Raw genomic sequence first — 13,477 nt, 5'->3', positions numbered from 1 at the left:
CTAGATCAGCGGGAAAGCGGCGGCTTTGGTCTGCCTGACATTCGGTTTGCCCTGCGTGTCATTTTGCCGTGACGGAAGGGTAAACCGCGGCCGGCGGGCGCCGGCCGGGAGGGATCACGAGCTCAGGGTCGCCAGACGGGTAGCGAAGCCGAGGAACAGCAGGCCGATGAGGCCGTTGCCGAGCTTCGCCAGGCCTTTCTTGTGGTTGAAGAAATGCGCCAGCATCGCGCCGGAGAAGATCAGCGTGCTCATGTAGATAAAGCTGACGGCTTCGAGGATCAGCGCCAAAATGGTGAACGACAGTCCGGTGTGCGCGTAGTTGAAGTCGATGAACTGCACGAAGAACGACACGTAAAACAAGATAGCTTTCGGGTTGGTCAGGCTCAGCGTCAGCGATTTGCGCAGAATGCTGTGGCCGCCTTCAATCTGCTGCTGTTGCGCCTGCGCCTTCTGCACGAAGGTGGCGTAGAGGATTTTTGCGCCGAGGAACAGCAGGTAAATCGCGCCGAGAAAACGCACCAGGGTAAACAGGAACGGCGTGGTGCGGATCAGCGAAGCCACGCCGATATAGGCGCAGAAGATCAGGATCGCATCGCCGATGAACACGCCGAGCGCCGCGGTGTAGCCGGCGCGCACGCCGCGCGATACGCCGGTTTTCAGTACGTACAGCGTATTCGGCCCCGGCAGAATGATGATGAAGACCACTCCGGCCAAATAGGTCCATAAATTCAGGACGCCAAAACTCTCTAACACAATAACCTCTCCATGCGCGCAACTAACAGGCAAAAACACTGGCCACGCCCGTGACCGGCCGCGATCCTAACGCTGTGCAACCGGGTTGGCAACGTAATAAACTTCATGTTGTTGGTTAAAAATTGTCGAAACATTGTTGAAAACGTCGGCGCCGAATTAAAAAGCAAGAGCCGACGTGTTTCGCCAACGGCCCGTCACTATGCTGGTTAACATCGAAACCGCAGTGAGGAACGGATGATGAAAAACGTAATCGACAGCGCCGACCCGCGCTGGCTGGCGATCGTCAGCCGCGATAAACACGCCGACGGCCGCTTTATCTATGCGGTGAAAACCACCGGCGTGTATTGCTCGCCTTCTTGCCCGTCACGCCAGCCGAACCGGCAAAACGTGGAACTGTTCGACGATGCCGAGCAGGCGGAGGCGGCGGGTTATCGGCCCTGCAAACGCTGCCGCCAGGGGCTGACGCCGTTGACAGAGCAGCATGCGCGGCAGATAGCCGAGGCCTGCCGCTATATCGAACGGGCGGAGAAAGCGCCGTCGCTGCAGGCGCTGGCGCGTCACGTCGGGTTGAGCCAATACCATTTCCACCGGCTGTTCAAAGCGATCACCGGCCTGACGCCGAAAGGCTATGCCGACGCGCAGCGCAGCCAACGGCTGCGCACCGGTCTTACGCAGCAGGAGACGGTGACCGACGCGATTTTCGACGCCGGCTATGGCGCCAACGGCCGCTTCTACCGGCAAGCCAACGCCGCGCTCGGCATGACGCCGAAGGCCTACCGGGCGGGCGGCAAAGGCATGCGCATCCATTTCGCCGTCGGGCGCTGTTCGCTGGGTGAGATCCTGGCGGCGCAGAGCGAGGTGGGCATCTGCGCCATTCTGCTGGGGGACGATGCGCAGCGGTTGGTGCAGGATCTGCAGGACAAGTTCCCTAATGCCGAGCTGATCGGCGGCGATGCGCAGTATGAAGCGCTGATGGCGCAGGTGGTGGGGTTGATTGAAGCGCCGGAGAACGGGTTGGCGCTGCCGCTGGATATTCGCGGCACCGCGTTTCAACAGCGGGTCTGGCAAGCGCTGCAGACGATACCGGTCGGCGAAACTGTCAGCTATGCCGACATCGCCCGGCGCATCGGCGCGCCCAAAGCGGTGCGCGCGGTGGCCGGCGCCTGCGCCGCCAACGTGCTGGCGGTGGCGATCCCCTGTCACCGGGTGGTGCGCAACGACGGCGCTTTGTCCGGCTATCGCTGGGGCGTCGAGCGCAAGAAAGCCTTGCTGGAAAAAGAGGCGCAGCGATGAGCCGCTCGCTGGCGGCGCGGCTGGCCGAATTGGACTGGGCGGCAATCGAACGCGAACTCGATGCGCAGGGCTGTGCGCGGTTGCCTGGCGTGCTCAGCCAAAACCTGTGCCGCGAGCTGGCGGCGCTTTACCCGCAGGATGCGCATTTTCGCAGCCGCATCGTGATGGCGAAGCACGGTTTTGGCCGCGGCGAGTACCGCTATTTCGCCTATCCGCTGCCGCTTCCGGTGGCCGAGGCGCGCAGCCTGATGTATGCGCGGCTGGCGCCGGTAGCCAACCGCTGGAATACCTTATTGTGCCTGGCGGCGCGCTATCCCGCCGAACACGAAGCCTACCTGGCCGAATGCCACCGGGCCGGCCAACGGCGGCCGACGCCGCTGCTGTTGCGTTACGAAGCGGGGGATTACAACTGCCTGCATCAGGATCTGTACGGCGAGCGGGTGTTTCCGCTGCAAGTGGCGTTTTTGCTCTCCGCACCCGAACGGGACTTCACCGGCGGCGAATTCGTGTTGACCGAACAGCGGCCGCGGATGCAGAGCCGGCCGGAGGTGGTGCCGCTACAGCAGGGCGACGCGGTGGTGTTCGCCGTGCATCATCGCCCGATGGCGGGGGCTAAAGGCTATTATCGGGTCAATCTGCGCCACGGCGTCAGCCGGGTACGTTCCGGCCAACGCCACACGCTGGGGGTGATCTTTCACGACGCGCTATAGCTTGCGCGCCAGCAGGGTGGCGAAGCGCAGCGAGATACGGTTGCCGGCGGCATCGGTCTTATGCAACTGGCCGACGTCCTCGTTGTATTTGAGGATCTCCCAGTCGCGATAATAATGCTGCAGTTCACCCGGGCTAAAAGTGAACGGGAACGGCAGCGGGCAGGGATAATCCTCGGTATCCATCGCCGCCACGATCAGGTTATGGCCGCCGCGCACGGTGCTGTCCTGCATGTTTTGCACGATATGCGGAATTTGCTGGCGTTCGAGAAACATCATCACCACGGTGGACAGGATGAAGTCGTATTCGCCGCTGAAGCGGTGGGTATTGAGATCCTGCACTCCGGCGCTCAGGCGGGTCAGCTGCTCGGCGTCGATGATCTGATTGAGGCGGTCTATCGACGGCGCGTGCTTGTCCCAGGCGGTGACGTCGAAACCTTTCAGATTGAGATAGAGCGAATTGCGGCCGCCGCCGCAGCCCAGATCCAGCGCCTTGCCCGGCGCGATGCGCGCCGCCGCCTCGATCACTTCGGAGTGGGTGCGCGTCAGTTCGTATTTCTTGTGGTAGTAATCTTCCGCCGTGCAGTAAAACGCCAGCCGGCAGGTCATGTCGTCCGAGAAGGAAACGATGCGATGCCACTGCTGCGGTGCGATAAACGGCGGCTGGCTTTCGGGGCTGAACTGCCAGGTCTCGGTGGTGGCGCCGTCCTCGGTCATCATGGCGAACGTCAGGCTGCCGCTCAGTACGGTGAGCTTCGCCCAGGTGCCGCTCTGGGTGTTGTGGCGCTGGCGGAAGGCCTCCGGCAGCGTGTCGCTGTTCCATTCCGGCAGGGTTTTATAGCAAAGCAGCTGCTGCTCCATAAGGGGCTCCTCTGGCTGGGCAAGCAAAGTGATTTATATGATGTATGTAAAATACATCTTTATCGAGCGTTTGAACATAGCGGCCTGACGGAAAGGCGTGGCATATCTTTATACTGGATTGTGCACGGCGGCTGGGCTAATTTCAGTGCTGTTCATGTCATCACGTTCAGGGAAAAGATGCCGATACCTCGTTTATTCCACCCGATATCCTTCCGTTTGCTGAGCCTGGCCGCGCTGCTGGCGTTGGCGGGCTGTACCAGCAAAACCACCACCACGGCGCCGACGGCGCGCCCCGCCGACGTCAAAGCCCGGCTGCTGACGCTGATCCCGGCCAACGCCGGCGATCGTCAGGGCTGGGCCACCGATATTACCGCCGCCTTCGCCGCGCAGGGCATCGAGCCGAGCGATGAGAACCTGTGTTCGGTGCTGGCGGTGACCGAACAGGAGTCGACGTTCCGGGCTAACCCGCAGGTGCCGGGGCTGCCGAAGATCGCCTGGAAGGAGATCGACCGCCGCGCCGATCAGATGCACATCCCGAACTTTTTGGTACACACCGCGTTGAAGATCTCGTCGTCGAACGGGCAGAGCTACAGCGAGCGGCTGGATAAGGTGCGCACCGAGAAGGATCTGAGTGATATCTTCGATGACATGATCGACCGCGTGCCGATGGGGCAGAAGCTGTTCGGCCATTTAAACCCGGTACATACCGGTGGCCCGATGCAGGTGAGCATCGCCTTCGCCGAGGCGCACGCCAAAGGGTACCCTTATCCGGTCGACGGCTCGATTCGCCGCGAAGTTTTCAGCCGGCGCGGCGGCATGTACTTCGGCATTATGCATTTGCTGGGATATCCGGCCGATTACAGCCGGCCGATTTATCGCTTTGCCGACTTCAACGCCGGCTGGTACGCCAGCCGCAACGCGGCGTTCCAAAACGCGGTCAGCCGGGCGAGCGCCATTCCGCTGGCGCTGGACGGCGATCTTATCGACTTCGGCAGCGACAAGCCCGGCTCGACCGAGCTGGCGGTGCGCACGCTCGGCAAGCGCCTGAACATGAGCGACAGCGCCATTCGCCGGGCGCTGGAGAAAGGCGAGACGGCCGACTTTGCCGACACCGATCTGTATACGAAGGTCTTTGCGCTGGCGGGCGGCAAGCTGCCGCGCGAGATGCTGCCGGGTATCCAGTTGGAAAGCCCGAAAATCACCCGCAAGCTGACCACCGCCTGGTTCGCCAAGCGGGTGGATGAACGCCGCCAGCGCTGCATGGCGCGCGCCGGCGGGTAACCCAAAAGAAAACGCCGCCGGTGGCCTGAAACCACCGGCGGCGCGATCGCGCATCAGGCGCTGCGGCGCGGGTTGGTCAGGCCGAAGTTAAAGCTGTTGCAGCGGTTGCAGAACTCTTTCATCACCGGCGGCGTGTCCATCATCGGCACTTTCACCTCGATAAACGCCAGCCGATCCTGCCGCGAGGCGCGTTCCAGGGCCATTTCCAGCTGTTGCGTGGTTTCCACCGCCACGCTGAACGGCTGCGCCTGGGTATTCAATACCGCCGGCAGTTTGGCGTAGTCCCACGGGCCGATGTCGTTGTAGGACGAGTTTTCGCCGAGGATATACCGCTCGATGGTGTAACCGTCGTTGTTGATCAGGAAGATGATCGGCTTTTGCTCGCAGCGCAGCAGGGTAGACACTTCCTGCGCGGTGAGCTGGAAGGAGCCGTCGCCGATGAACAGCAGGTGACGGCGCTCAGGCGCCGCCATCAGGGTGCCGAGCAGCGCCGGCAGGGTATAGCCGATCGAGCCCCAGATCGGTTGGTTGACCACCTTGACGCCGCCCGGCATGCGCATGCCGCCGATGGCGGCGCCCGAGGTGCCGTTTTCCACCACCACCACGTCATCTGCCCGGATAAATCGCTGGATCCGTTGCCACAGATAGGCCTGGTCGATGGGGGCGTCGCTCGGCGTCGCCAGCTTTTCACGCGGATCGGGCAGCGGCGCCAGGGGCTGTACCGGCGCGTCTTCACTCAGATCCAGCAGCGCCTGCAGCAGATCCGCCGTCGCCACCGCCGGGTAGGAGGTGTTGTCCAGCTTCAGCGAGAACGGCTGGATATCTACCTGAGCGGCGGCGGGAATTTGCTGCGAGAAATAGCCGGTAGTGGAGTCCACCAGACGCACGCCGAAGCTCAGCACGCAGTCCGAGTGGGCCATGCGTTCATACAGTTCGGGGCGCGACAGGTTGCCGCTGTAGCCACCCATCCAACCGGCGGTATCTTCCGGAATGATGCATTTGGCGGTCGGCATATTGGTCAGCGGAATGGCAAAGCGGTGAGCGACCTCGATCACCAACCGCTGCAGCTGATAGCGATCCACCATTTGGTCGACCAACATGATCGGGCGCTGCGCGCGTTTTATTTTGGTTAACAGCGCCATCGCCGCTAATTGCACATTATATTTATCGCTGGCCGGCAACTGCGGCGCCGCTGCGGCTGCGGTGATTTCAATTTCGACGTCGCAAATATCGGAAGGCAGCTGTAAATACACCGGTTTCTTCTCTATCCAGGCGCGGGAAATAACGCGCGGAATTTCCTGCGCGGCATTTTCCGGCGTAATCAAGGCTTGAGCAACGGTGAATTGTTTAAAACAGTTCATGACGTTGTCGAAATTGCCGTCGCCCAGAGTATGGTGCAATAGCTGATGATTCTTCATCGCGTGCAGCGGCGGCGTGCCGGCGATGCAGACCACCGGCGAGGATTCGGCATAGGCACCGGCGATGCCGGACAGCGCGGCCAGATCGCCGACGCCGTAGGTGACGATCAGCGCGCCGGCGCCCTTCATTCGGGCATAGCCGTCGGCGGCGTAGGCGGCGTTCAATTCATTGCAGTTGCCGATAAACGCCAGCCGGTCATCGCTTTCCAGCAGCTCCAGCAGGCTGAGGTTATAGTCGCCGGGCACGCCGTAAATACGATCGACGTTCAGGGCGTGAAGCTGTTGCAGAATGAATGACCCGATAGTTATTTTCATTGATTGCTCCGGATTATTTATCTTTATTTTGTCAGGCGAAAATCAGCAAAAATAAATTGCTGGCGATGTTGTGTCGTTAGCATTAACAGTTATTTAAAGCGTCGGCTTGTTCAAGAGACTGTGGGCAGGCGGTAAATAGGCGGTTTGTATTCGGCGCTTTACGCGATTGGGAAATACATAAAAAGTAGGGTTATCGTGTATTGGGAGGAGGCGGTATTTTTCATTGGCGGTATATCGACAGAAAAGCGGCGGCGCATTGGCATTTATCATGATGCAGGGCGAATCATCCGGTACTTTTGACGCCGCGTTAAATCCCATTGAGCGACACAACGCTTTTTGCCTGGGAAAGAAAAACCGAAGCTGACGTGAAGGGGGATTTTGGTGATCCGCCGCACGCTTATTTCATGAAACCATCACGCAACCAATTAAAAACAAAAAATTAACAACAATCGTTTTTTATTCGTCGGTTTCCGTCAGCTTTGCTTTACGGGGGCGGCGGTGCGCGCCACGTCGGGCCGGCGTTAAAATACGCCGTTGCGGGCGCTAAGATAACGTGGTGGCCATCACATTCCGTGGGAAGTGATACGTAAACTTTTCTCCACGTGCGCGCAGATGGCGTATACCTACCAAAGAGGGCGGTGCCCCAGTGGCACTGACTGACGGGGGAAAGAGCGATGAAAAGCTATCGACATATTCTGGTACTGATTCACGATGAGCGCGATGGGCTGCCGTTGCTGCGTCAAACGGTGGCGATGGTGCGCGGGCTGCCGATCGCCATCACCGTCGGCCACCTTAACGCCGACTATGCGGAGCTGGAGTACGGCAGCGATGCGCTGGTCAAAGATCGCCAGGCGCAGGAGGTGATCGCCGCCAAGGCGATGCTGAGCCGGTTGGTGAGCGCCGTCGATGCGCCGGTTGCGGTCAAGGAAATCGTCACCATCCGGCGCTTTAAGGACGTCAACGATTTCATTCATCAGGCCGGCATCGATCTGGTGGTGGTCGGGCACCAAAACCGCCTGTTCGGCCTCTATTCCTCATATTCTCTGGAATTTGTGAACCGTCTCGATGTCGATGTGTTGGTCAAGCATCTTGCCCGCGAGTAGCGTGCGACAAAGCGGACTTTTCCCACGGCTTTGCCGCCTTAAAGGCGATAGCATGCGGATATTGGTACAATTTGTTATGAATTATTGGGCATTTTCCGATGCTAAACTTAACCAAAGCACAACGGGCGTTGGATAAATTAGATACAGCTTGATCTTGCCTGGGCTATCGGTAAAAATCTGCGGCCGTATTTTTACAGGAGCTTTACGATGTTTCTCAAACGGACTCTTTTGGCATGTTCTCTGGCGTTGATATTTCCTGCACTGCCTTCTTACGCTGAGGTTGGTACAGAAAGTGGCAATACCGCGCAGGCTGAAAAACCGGGTCTATGGCAGCGTTTTACCGATAACGTGGCGGAGACCTGGAACAACTCGCCTAACCACGATCTCTATATCCCGGCCATTACCTGGCACAACCGTTGGACTTACGATGATGAACATATCGATAAGTACAACGAACGCCCGTGGGGCGCCGGTTACGGCATCTCCCGCTACGACAGCGACGGCGACTGGCACGGCATCTACATCATGGCGTTCAAGGACTCCTTCAACAAGTGGGAGCCGATCGGCGGCTACGCCTACGAGAAGATCTGGCGCCCGCTGGATGACAAGGATTTCCGCCTGGGGCTGGGTTTCACCGCCAGCGTCACCGCGCGCGACAACTGGAAATACATTCCCATCCCGGCGCCGCTGCCGCTGGCCTCTATCGGCTATCAGCGGCTGACGTTCCAGGCGACCTACATTCCCGGCACCTATAACAACGGCAACGTGTTCTTCGCTTGGCTGCGCTGGCAGTTCTAAACTTCCTGAATTCCGAAAAACGGCGCGGCGGCGAGATTAAAGGAACTTGTCGCCGCCAGCGGCGTCGGAAGGGTATCCCGGCGCGCTGCGCCGATTGCATGCCGTTATTACAGGAGTTTCACCACTATGATCACCAAACATCGTTTACTGCTGGCTTTGGCGCTGTCCGCTACCCTGGCCAGCGGCGCCACCCAGGCCGCCGGGCTGATGGATTCCCTCAGCAGCGCGGCGGGCGAACTGAGCAAGTCGGGCGGCGACAGCAGTGGCGGCATGTCGCTCTCCTCGTTGACCGGCCTGCTGAACGGTGGCGACAAGGCGTTGAGCTCCAGCAGCATGACCAATGCCGCCGGCATCCTGCAGTACTGCGTGAAAAACAACGTGCTGTCGGCTAACGGCGCCGAAGGGGTGAAAGATCAGCTGCTCAGCAAGCTGGGCATCACCAGCACCGAAAACGCCAAGAGCCAGGATTATCAGCAGGGCCTGGGCGGCTTGCTGCAGACCGGCGAAGGCAAGAGCCTGGATCTGAACAGCCTGGGCACCTCGCAGATCACCGAGAAGGTGAAGCAAAAAGCCTGCGATCTGGTGCTGAAACAGGGCAAATCCTTTATTTCATGATAAGTGAACGGCGGAGCGCTCCGCCGTTCTTTTTTGCATAAGCTGGAAAAATGAAAAAAACGTTGATGCTTTCCCTGTTGGCAGGGATGACGATGTTGCAGGGGTGTTCCGTGAAATCCAACAATGTGCCACCGCCGCCGCAGGTGAAACCGATCGGCATGGCGAACCCGGCCGACGTGTACTGCACCCAAATCGGCGGCAAGCTGAACGCCAAAGAGAACGCGGCGGGACAGTATTCCACCTGCACCTTGCCGAGTGGGCAGGAAATTGAAAGCTGGGAGCTGTTCCGCCGCGATCATCCGGTGAAAAAGTAACCCTATGCGGCGCCGGTTCCGGCGCCCGATCAGAATTGGCGATCGCCTATCGACTGCAGTTGCAGGCTGCCGTCTTTTTGTAGCGTCAGCGGCATGCGCCAATCGCGCTGTTTATCCAGGTTGAATGGCCGGGAGCGGAACATGCAGCCGGTCTTGATGTTCTTGATTTTCATCACGTGTTCCGCGTCCGCATTGATTTTCACCTCGAAGCTGCCGGCGGGCGGAATAAAGACTTCCGCCAGCTGCTGCGGCGCCGTCGGCGTTTCCAGCTTGACCAGCACCGCAAAATCGTTGCCCTGATTATCCAGCGTCAGCCGATGCAGACCGGCCGTGGGCAGCCGCGTCGGCTGATGCAGATAACCCGCTGAGGCGGGCCACGGCTGCCCGGCATTGTCATGCAGCGGCCCGCCGCACTGTTCACGCGCCTCGCGCAGCGGCATTTCGCGCTTTATTGCGCGGTTGTAATCGGCGGGGGCGGCGAGGCTGAACTCGTCGTCATATTGGTGGGCGCGCAGATAGCGCTTGGCGCCGAGCACCCCAACGGCGACCAGCATGAAGAATAAAAATATCCTCAGGCGATTTTTGAAAATCAGCCCGAACAGCTTCCCGGGGAGTTGAAACAGCCACCTTGCGATCGTCAATAACATCGTTTTCCCTTAGCGTCCAAGCCGTTACGTCTGCGGTAACTTCGCTTGCCTCAGTATAGCCAACATCCCGCAGGCGAAAATCCTGCCCGGCGATTTTTCTTTCGCTCACGGTTGTACGTTTATGTTTGTTTGTGTACATTTGTGATCACTTTAGCGTCACCGGATTGACACGATGTCCAAACTGCTACCGAATGAGCGCCACCAGGCCATTCTCGACACGCTTCGCCAACAGGGGCGGGTGCTGGCGCTGGAGATGGCGCAGCGGCTGAATACCACCGAAGCCACCATCCGCCGCGATCTGCGCCAGCTGGCGGCGCAGAATCTGTGCAAACGCATCTATGGCGGCGCGCTGGCGCCGACGCCGGCCGAGGGGCCCGTTGCGGCGCGCATGGCGCTCAGCGGCGATGAGAAGCTGGCGCTGGCGCAGACCGCGCTGGGGTTGATCGGTGAAGAACAACTGATCTTCCTCGACGCCGGCAGCACCCATCTGTATCTGGCGGATCTGTTGCCACGCGATCGGCGTTTGACGGTGGTGACCAATGCGTTGAGCATCGCCGGCAAAATGCTGGAACGGCCGGGGCTCCGCACCATTCTGATCGGCGGCGAGCTGGATGCGCAGGTTGGCGGCTGCGTGGACGCCAAAGCCGCGGAAGAGATAGACGGTTTCCATTTCGATCTGGTGTTCACCGGCATCTGCGCCTACGACCCGGACGGCGGCTTTTCCGCGCTGAGCTACCAGGACGCCACGTTCAAAAAGCGGCTGCTGACGCGTGCCGGCAGCGTAGCGGTGCTGTGTACCCGCGACAAACTCAATACCTACGCCCCTTACCCCTTCCTGCCCGCCGGGCGGGTGGATCATCTGGTGACGGCGCGCGGCGCGCACCCGCAGCTCGAGCTGCAGGTGGCGCAGGGCGGCGGCCAGGTTTGGCACAGCGATTTACCGACCGGAGAATGATGATGAAAATAGCCCATGTAGCCCTGTGGACCCGCGACATCGACGCGCAGCTGGCGTTCTGGCAGCGCTATTTCAACGCTGAGGCGGGCGAGGAGTACGTCAGCCGCAACCGGCCGGGGTTTGTTTCCCGCTTCGTCAGCCTGGCGGCCGGGCCGACGCTGGAGATCATGCGCGTGCCGACGCTGTTGCCGGCGCAGGCCCAGGAAGAGCGGGTGGGCTGGGCGCACATCGCGCTGTCGCTGGGGGATGAGCGGCAGGTCGATCGGTTGGCGCAGCGCGCGCAGCAGGAGGGCATCCTGCAGTCCGCGCCGCGCTGGACCGGCGACGGCTTCTACGAGGCCGTCATCCGCGATCCGGACGGCAACGCGATTGAAATCACCGCCTGATCACTCCTCTTCGATGCTGGTGAACTGCTCGCCCAGATAATCGAGCAGCAGCCTTACCGCCGGCAGCAGCCCGCGGCGCGACGGGTAAACCGCATGCACCACGCCGCCCTGCGGCTGCCAGCCGGGCAGCAGCTGGACCAGTTCGCCGCGCAGCATGTCGTCGCGCATCATCATCGCCGGCAGCTGAACGATGCCGGCGCCGGCGATGGCGGCGGTGCGCAGCATCAGCATGTCGTCGGTGACCAGCCGCGGCGTGTGTTCCCACTCCACCCGTTCACCCTGCGGGCCGGTCAGCCGCCATTGGTGCTGAGCGCGCGCGGGGCCGAGATCGAGCGTCGGGTATTTACGCAGGTCTTCCGGCGCGTGCGCCGGTCCGAGGGTGCGCACCAGCGCCGGGCTGGCGGCGACGCACCAGGTGCGCTGCGCCAGGATCTTCAGCACCAGATCGCTGTCTTCCAGCGGCGGCGGCCGCACGCGGATCGCCAGATCCAACCCTTCCCCCACCACGTCCACCCGGCGGTTGGTGGCCTCCAGATGCACCGTCACCTTCGGATAGTCGGCCATAAAGGCCGCCACCATGCTGCCGACGCGGGTGTGCAGGATCGCCACCGGGCAGGACATGCGCACCGTGCCGCAGGGCTCGGCGCGCGTCTGTTCGATCGCCTGCTGCGCCGCTTCCGCTTCCACCAGCATCGCCTTGCAGTGCGCGTAATAGTTTTGGCCGACCTCGGTCACCGAGAAACGCCGCGTCGAGCGCTGGATCAGGCGCACGCCCAGGCGCTCTTCCAGCAGCGCCACGCGGCGGCTGAGCTTGGATTTGGGAATGCCCAACGCCCGGCCGGCGGGGGCGAATCCTTGGTGATCGACCACGCTGGCGAAGAAAAACAGATCGTTCAGATCGGTCAGCATCCTATCCCTTATCGTTCTACCAGTAGAACGCTGAGTGTACATCTTGCCTACTACTGCAGCAAACCCCGACGGATTAAACTTCTGCCATCAACTTAAGGCCGTGAGGCCTGAAACGGGAGTTCAAGATGAAAAAAATCCTCGGTATTCACAACAGCCCGGAAGCACATTGGGTCGGTAACGGTTTCCTGGTGAATTCGCTGTTCTCTTATAACGATTTGGGGGCGGAAATGAGCCCGTTCCTGCTGCTGGATCACGCGGCGCCAACCAAATTCCGCTCTGCCTCCGGCACCCGCGGCGTGGGTCAGCATCCGCATCGCGGGTTTGAAACGGTGACCATCGTCTATCAGGGCGAAGTGGAACACCGCGACTCGACCGGCAGCGGCGGGGTGATTGGCCCCGGCGACGTCCAGTGGATGACCGCCGCCTCCGGCATTCTGCACGAAGAGTTCCATTCGCGGGAGTTCTCGCGCAAGGGCGGCACCATGGAAATGGTGCAGCTGTGGGTCAACCTGCCGGCCAAGGACAAAATGGCCGAGCCGGGTTACCAGACGCTGCTGAACGCCGATATTCCGGTGGTTCCGCTGGCGGACGGCGCAGGGCAGGTGCGGGTGATCGCCGGGGACTTCGGCGGCCACGCCGGCCCGGCACGCACCTTTAGCCCGCTCAACGTGTGGGATATGAAGCTGAATGCCGGCCACACCACCACGCTGACGGTGAAAGAAGGCCATACGCTGGCGTTGGTGATGCTGCACGGCGCGATCCTGGTCAACGGCGAAGAGGTGGTGCGCGAAACCCAAATGGTGCGTTTCGACCGTGCGGGGGATTCGATCACTATCGAAGCCAACAACGACGTCGCGCTGCTGGTGCTGAGCGGCGAACCGATCGATGAGCCTATCGTCGGCTACGGCCCGTTCGTCATGAACAGCGACGCGGAAATCCAGCAGGCGTTCCGCGACTTCAACAGCGGCAAGTTCGGCAGCATGAACGCCGAAGCGAGCGCCGGCTGACCGCAGGCGCCCGAGCCGGGAAGCGTTCCCCGGCTCAGGCGCTACACTTAGACCTCTGCGCCCCGTCCCAGCGGCGGGGCGCTTCATCCGCAACATCAACCCCACAGGAGTAAAA

The 13,477-nt window shown here is 60.9% G+C and carries 16 protein-coding genes; 10 read left to right on the top strand and 6 right to left on the bottom strand.

Annotated features, from left to right (window positions below):
• Nucleotides 1-114: 114 nt before the first annotated feature.
• Nucleotides 115-753, bottom strand: coding sequence for a leucine efflux protein LeuE (leuE, locus tag ACF8MC_RS09230; RefSeq protein ID WP_016928933.1), 639 nt, complete (start codon nt 751-753; stop codon nt 115-117).
• A 237-nt stretch (nt 754-990) separates the two neighbouring features.
• Between leuE and ada the strand changes: the two genes are divergently transcribed.
• Nucleotides 991-2,046 (top strand): bifunctional DNA-binding transcriptional regulator/O6-methylguanine-DNA methyltransferase Ada, encoded by a 1,056-nt coding sequence (ada, locus tag ACF8MC_RS09225; protein WP_047569114.1) that lies wholly within the window; start codon nt 991-993, stop codon nt 2,044-2,046.
• A complete protein-coding gene (locus tag ACF8MC_RS09220; RefSeq protein ID WP_164105067.1) occupies nt 2,043-2,756 on the top strand; it encodes a 2OG-Fe(II) oxygenase in 714 nt (237 codons plus the stop codon). The genes ada and ACF8MC_RS09220 overlap by 4 nt, the downstream gene beginning before the upstream one ends.
• Here ACF8MC_RS09220 and tehB read toward each other — a convergent pair.
• Nucleotides 2,751-3,614: an SAM-dependent methyltransferase TehB gene (gene tehB / locus ACF8MC_RS09215; protein WP_164105066.1), complete on the bottom strand. Its 864-nt coding sequence runs from the start codon at nt 3,612-3,614 to the stop codon at nt 2,751-2,753. The two genes, ACF8MC_RS09220 and tehB, sit on opposite strands and share 6 nt — an antisense overlap.
• A gap of 177 nt (nt 3,615-3,791) precedes the next feature.
• Between tehB and ACF8MC_RS09210 the strand changes: the two genes are divergently transcribed.
• Nucleotides 3,792-4,895, top strand: coding sequence for a DUF1615 domain-containing protein (locus ACF8MC_RS09210; RefSeq protein WP_048321304.1), 1,104 nt, complete (start codon nt 3,792-3,794; stop codon nt 4,893-4,895).
• Nucleotides 4,896-4,948: 53 nt separating this feature from the next.
• On the opposite strand, the gene ACF8MC_RS09205 is transcribed toward ACF8MC_RS09210, so the two are convergent.
• Nucleotides 4,949-6,628 (bottom strand): alpha-keto acid decarboxylase family protein, encoded by a 1,680-nt coding sequence (locus ACF8MC_RS09205; protein ID WP_164105065.1) that lies wholly within the window; start codon nt 6,626-6,628, stop codon nt 4,949-4,951.
• A gap of 674 nt (nt 6,629-7,302) precedes the next feature.
• Here ACF8MC_RS09205 and ACF8MC_RS09200 point away from each other — a divergent pair.
• The 4 genes from ACF8MC_RS09200 (at nt 7,303) to ACF8MC_RS09185 (ending at nt 9,458) form a co-directional block, all read left to right on the top strand.
• On the top strand, nt 7,303-7,731 hold the full coding sequence (locus tag ACF8MC_RS09200; RefSeq protein ID WP_033647383.1) for a universal stress protein: 429 nt from the start codon (nt 7,303-7,305) through the stop codon (nt 7,729-7,731).
• A 207-nt stretch (nt 7,732-7,938) separates the two neighbouring features.
• A complete protein-coding gene (gene pagP / locus ACF8MC_RS09195) occupies nt 7,939-8,529 on the top strand; it encodes a lipid IV(A) palmitoyltransferase PagP (RefSeq protein ID WP_025301698.1) in 591 nt (196 codons plus the stop codon).
• 126 nt (nt 8,530-8,655) lie between these two features.
• On the top strand, nt 8,656-9,144 hold the full coding sequence (locus tag ACF8MC_RS09190; RefSeq protein ID WP_015376789.1) for a DUF2501 domain-containing protein: 489 nt from the start codon (nt 8,656-8,658) through the stop codon (nt 9,142-9,144).
• 50 nt (nt 9,145-9,194) lie between these two features.
• Nucleotides 9,195-9,458: a DUF333 domain-containing protein gene (locus ACF8MC_RS09185; RefSeq protein ID WP_164105064.1), complete on the top strand. Its 264-nt coding sequence runs from the start codon at nt 9,195-9,197 to the stop codon at nt 9,456-9,458.
• Nucleotides 9,459-9,487: 29 nt separating this feature from the next.
• On the opposite strand, the gene ACF8MC_RS09180 is transcribed toward ACF8MC_RS09185, so the two are convergent.
• Nucleotides 9,488-10,012, bottom strand: a complete 525-nt coding sequence (locus ACF8MC_RS09180) for a hypothetical protein (protein ID WP_223307172.1) — start codon at nt 10,010-10,012, stop codon at nt 9,488-9,490.
• Nucleotides 9,954-10,244, bottom strand: a complete 291-nt coding sequence (locus ACF8MC_RS09175) for a hypothetical protein (protein ID WP_225845530.1) — start codon at nt 10,242-10,244, stop codon at nt 9,954-9,956. The genes ACF8MC_RS09180 and ACF8MC_RS09175 overlap by 59 nt, the downstream gene beginning before the upstream one ends.
• 33 nt (nt 10,245-10,277) lie before the next feature.
• Here ACF8MC_RS09175 and ACF8MC_RS09170 point away from each other — a divergent pair, with 33 nt between their 5' ends.
• Together ACF8MC_RS09170 and ACF8MC_RS09165 are read left to right on the top strand one after the other, a co-directional pair.
• Nucleotides 10,278-11,060 carry a DeoR/GlpR family DNA-binding transcription regulator gene (locus ACF8MC_RS09170; RefSeq protein WP_033647381.1) on the top strand — a complete coding sequence of 261 codons (783 nt, stop codon included), beginning with the start codon at nt 10,278-10,280 and terminating at the stop codon, nt 11,058-11,060.
• A gap of 2 nt (nt 11,061-11,062) precedes the next feature.
• Nucleotides 11,063-11,446, top strand: coding sequence for a VOC family protein (locus tag ACF8MC_RS09165; protein WP_033647378.1), 384 nt, complete (start codon nt 11,063-11,065; stop codon nt 11,444-11,446).
• Here the strand turns inward: ACF8MC_RS09165 and ACF8MC_RS09160 are convergent, their stop codons facing one another.
• Nucleotides 11,447-12,355 (bottom strand): LysR family transcriptional regulator, encoded by a 909-nt coding sequence (locus ACF8MC_RS09160; protein WP_033637243.1) that lies wholly within the window; start codon nt 12,353-12,355, stop codon nt 11,447-11,449. It lies immediately after the preceding gene.
• 125 nt (nt 12,356-12,480) lie between these two features.
• Between ACF8MC_RS09160 and ACF8MC_RS09155 the strand changes: the two genes are divergently transcribed.
• Nucleotides 12,481-13,362 (top strand): pirin family protein, encoded by an 882-nt coding sequence (locus ACF8MC_RS09155; protein ID WP_033637244.1) that lies wholly within the window; start codon nt 12,481-12,483, stop codon nt 13,360-13,362.
• The last annotated feature ends 115 nt before the right edge of the window (nt 13,363-13,477 follow it).

The organism is Serratia sp. LACPHL-BACT-2024-00286 (assembly GCF_043109535.1).
Lineage (GTDB): Bacteria > Pseudomonadota > Gammaproteobacteria > Enterobacterales > Enterobacteriaceae > Serratia > Serratia sarumanii.
This window is presented reverse-complemented; position numbering and strand designations above follow the sequence as displayed.

Excerpts from the sequence above, each read along its gene's own strand:
- ada (WP_047569114.1), top strand. The coding sequence starts at position 991 with ATGAAAAACGTAATCGACAGCGCCGACCCGCGCTGGCTGGCGATCGTC.
- ACF8MC_RS09220 (WP_164105067.1), top strand. The coding sequence starts at position 2,043 with ATGAGCCGCTCGCTGGCGGCGCGGCTGGCCGAATTGGACTGGGCGGCA.
- tehB (WP_164105066.1), bottom strand. The coding sequence starts at position 3,614 with ATGGAGCAGCAGCTGCTTTGCTATAAAACCCTGCCGGAATGGAACAGC.
- ACF8MC_RS09210 (WP_048321304.1), top strand. The coding sequence starts at position 3,792 with ATGCCGATACCTCGTTTATTCCACCCGATATCCTTCCGTTTGCTGAGC.
- ACF8MC_RS09205 (WP_164105065.1), bottom strand. The coding sequence starts at position 6,628 with ATGAAAATAACTATCGGGTCATTCATTCTGCAACAGCTTCACGCCCTG.
- ACF8MC_RS09200 (WP_033647383.1), top strand. The coding sequence starts at position 7,303 with ATGAAAAGCTATCGACATATTCTGGTACTGATTCACGATGAGCGCGAT.
- pagP (WP_025301698.1), top strand. The coding sequence starts at position 7,939 with ATGTTTCTCAAACGGACTCTTTTGGCATGTTCTCTGGCGTTGATATTT.
- ACF8MC_RS09190 (WP_015376789.1), top strand. The coding sequence starts at position 8,656 with ATGATCACCAAACATCGTTTACTGCTGGCTTTGGCGCTGTCCGCTACC.
- ACF8MC_RS09185 (WP_164105064.1), top strand. The coding sequence starts at position 9,195 with ATGAAAAAAACGTTGATGCTTTCCCTGTTGGCAGGGATGACGATGTTG.
- ACF8MC_RS09180 (WP_223307172.1), bottom strand. The coding sequence starts at position 10,012 with ATGCTGGTCGCCGTTGGGGTGCTCGGCGCCAAGCGCTATCTGCGCGCC.
- ACF8MC_RS09175 (WP_225845530.1), bottom strand. The coding sequence starts at position 10,244 with ATGTACACAAACAAACATAAACGTACAACCGTGAGCGAAAGAAAAATC.
- ACF8MC_RS09170 (WP_033647381.1), top strand. The coding sequence starts at position 10,278 with ATGTCCAAACTGCTACCGAATGAGCGCCACCAGGCCATTCTCGACACG.
- ACF8MC_RS09165 (WP_033647378.1), top strand. The coding sequence starts at position 11,063 with ATGAAAATAGCCCATGTAGCCCTGTGGACCCGCGACATCGACGCGCAG.
- ACF8MC_RS09160 (WP_033637243.1), bottom strand. The coding sequence starts at position 12,355 with ATGCTGACCGATCTGAACGATCTGTTTTTCTTCGCCAGCGTGGTCGAT.
- ACF8MC_RS09155 (WP_033637244.1), top strand. The coding sequence starts at position 12,481 with ATGAAAAAAATCCTCGGTATTCACAACAGCCCGGAAGCACATTGGGTC.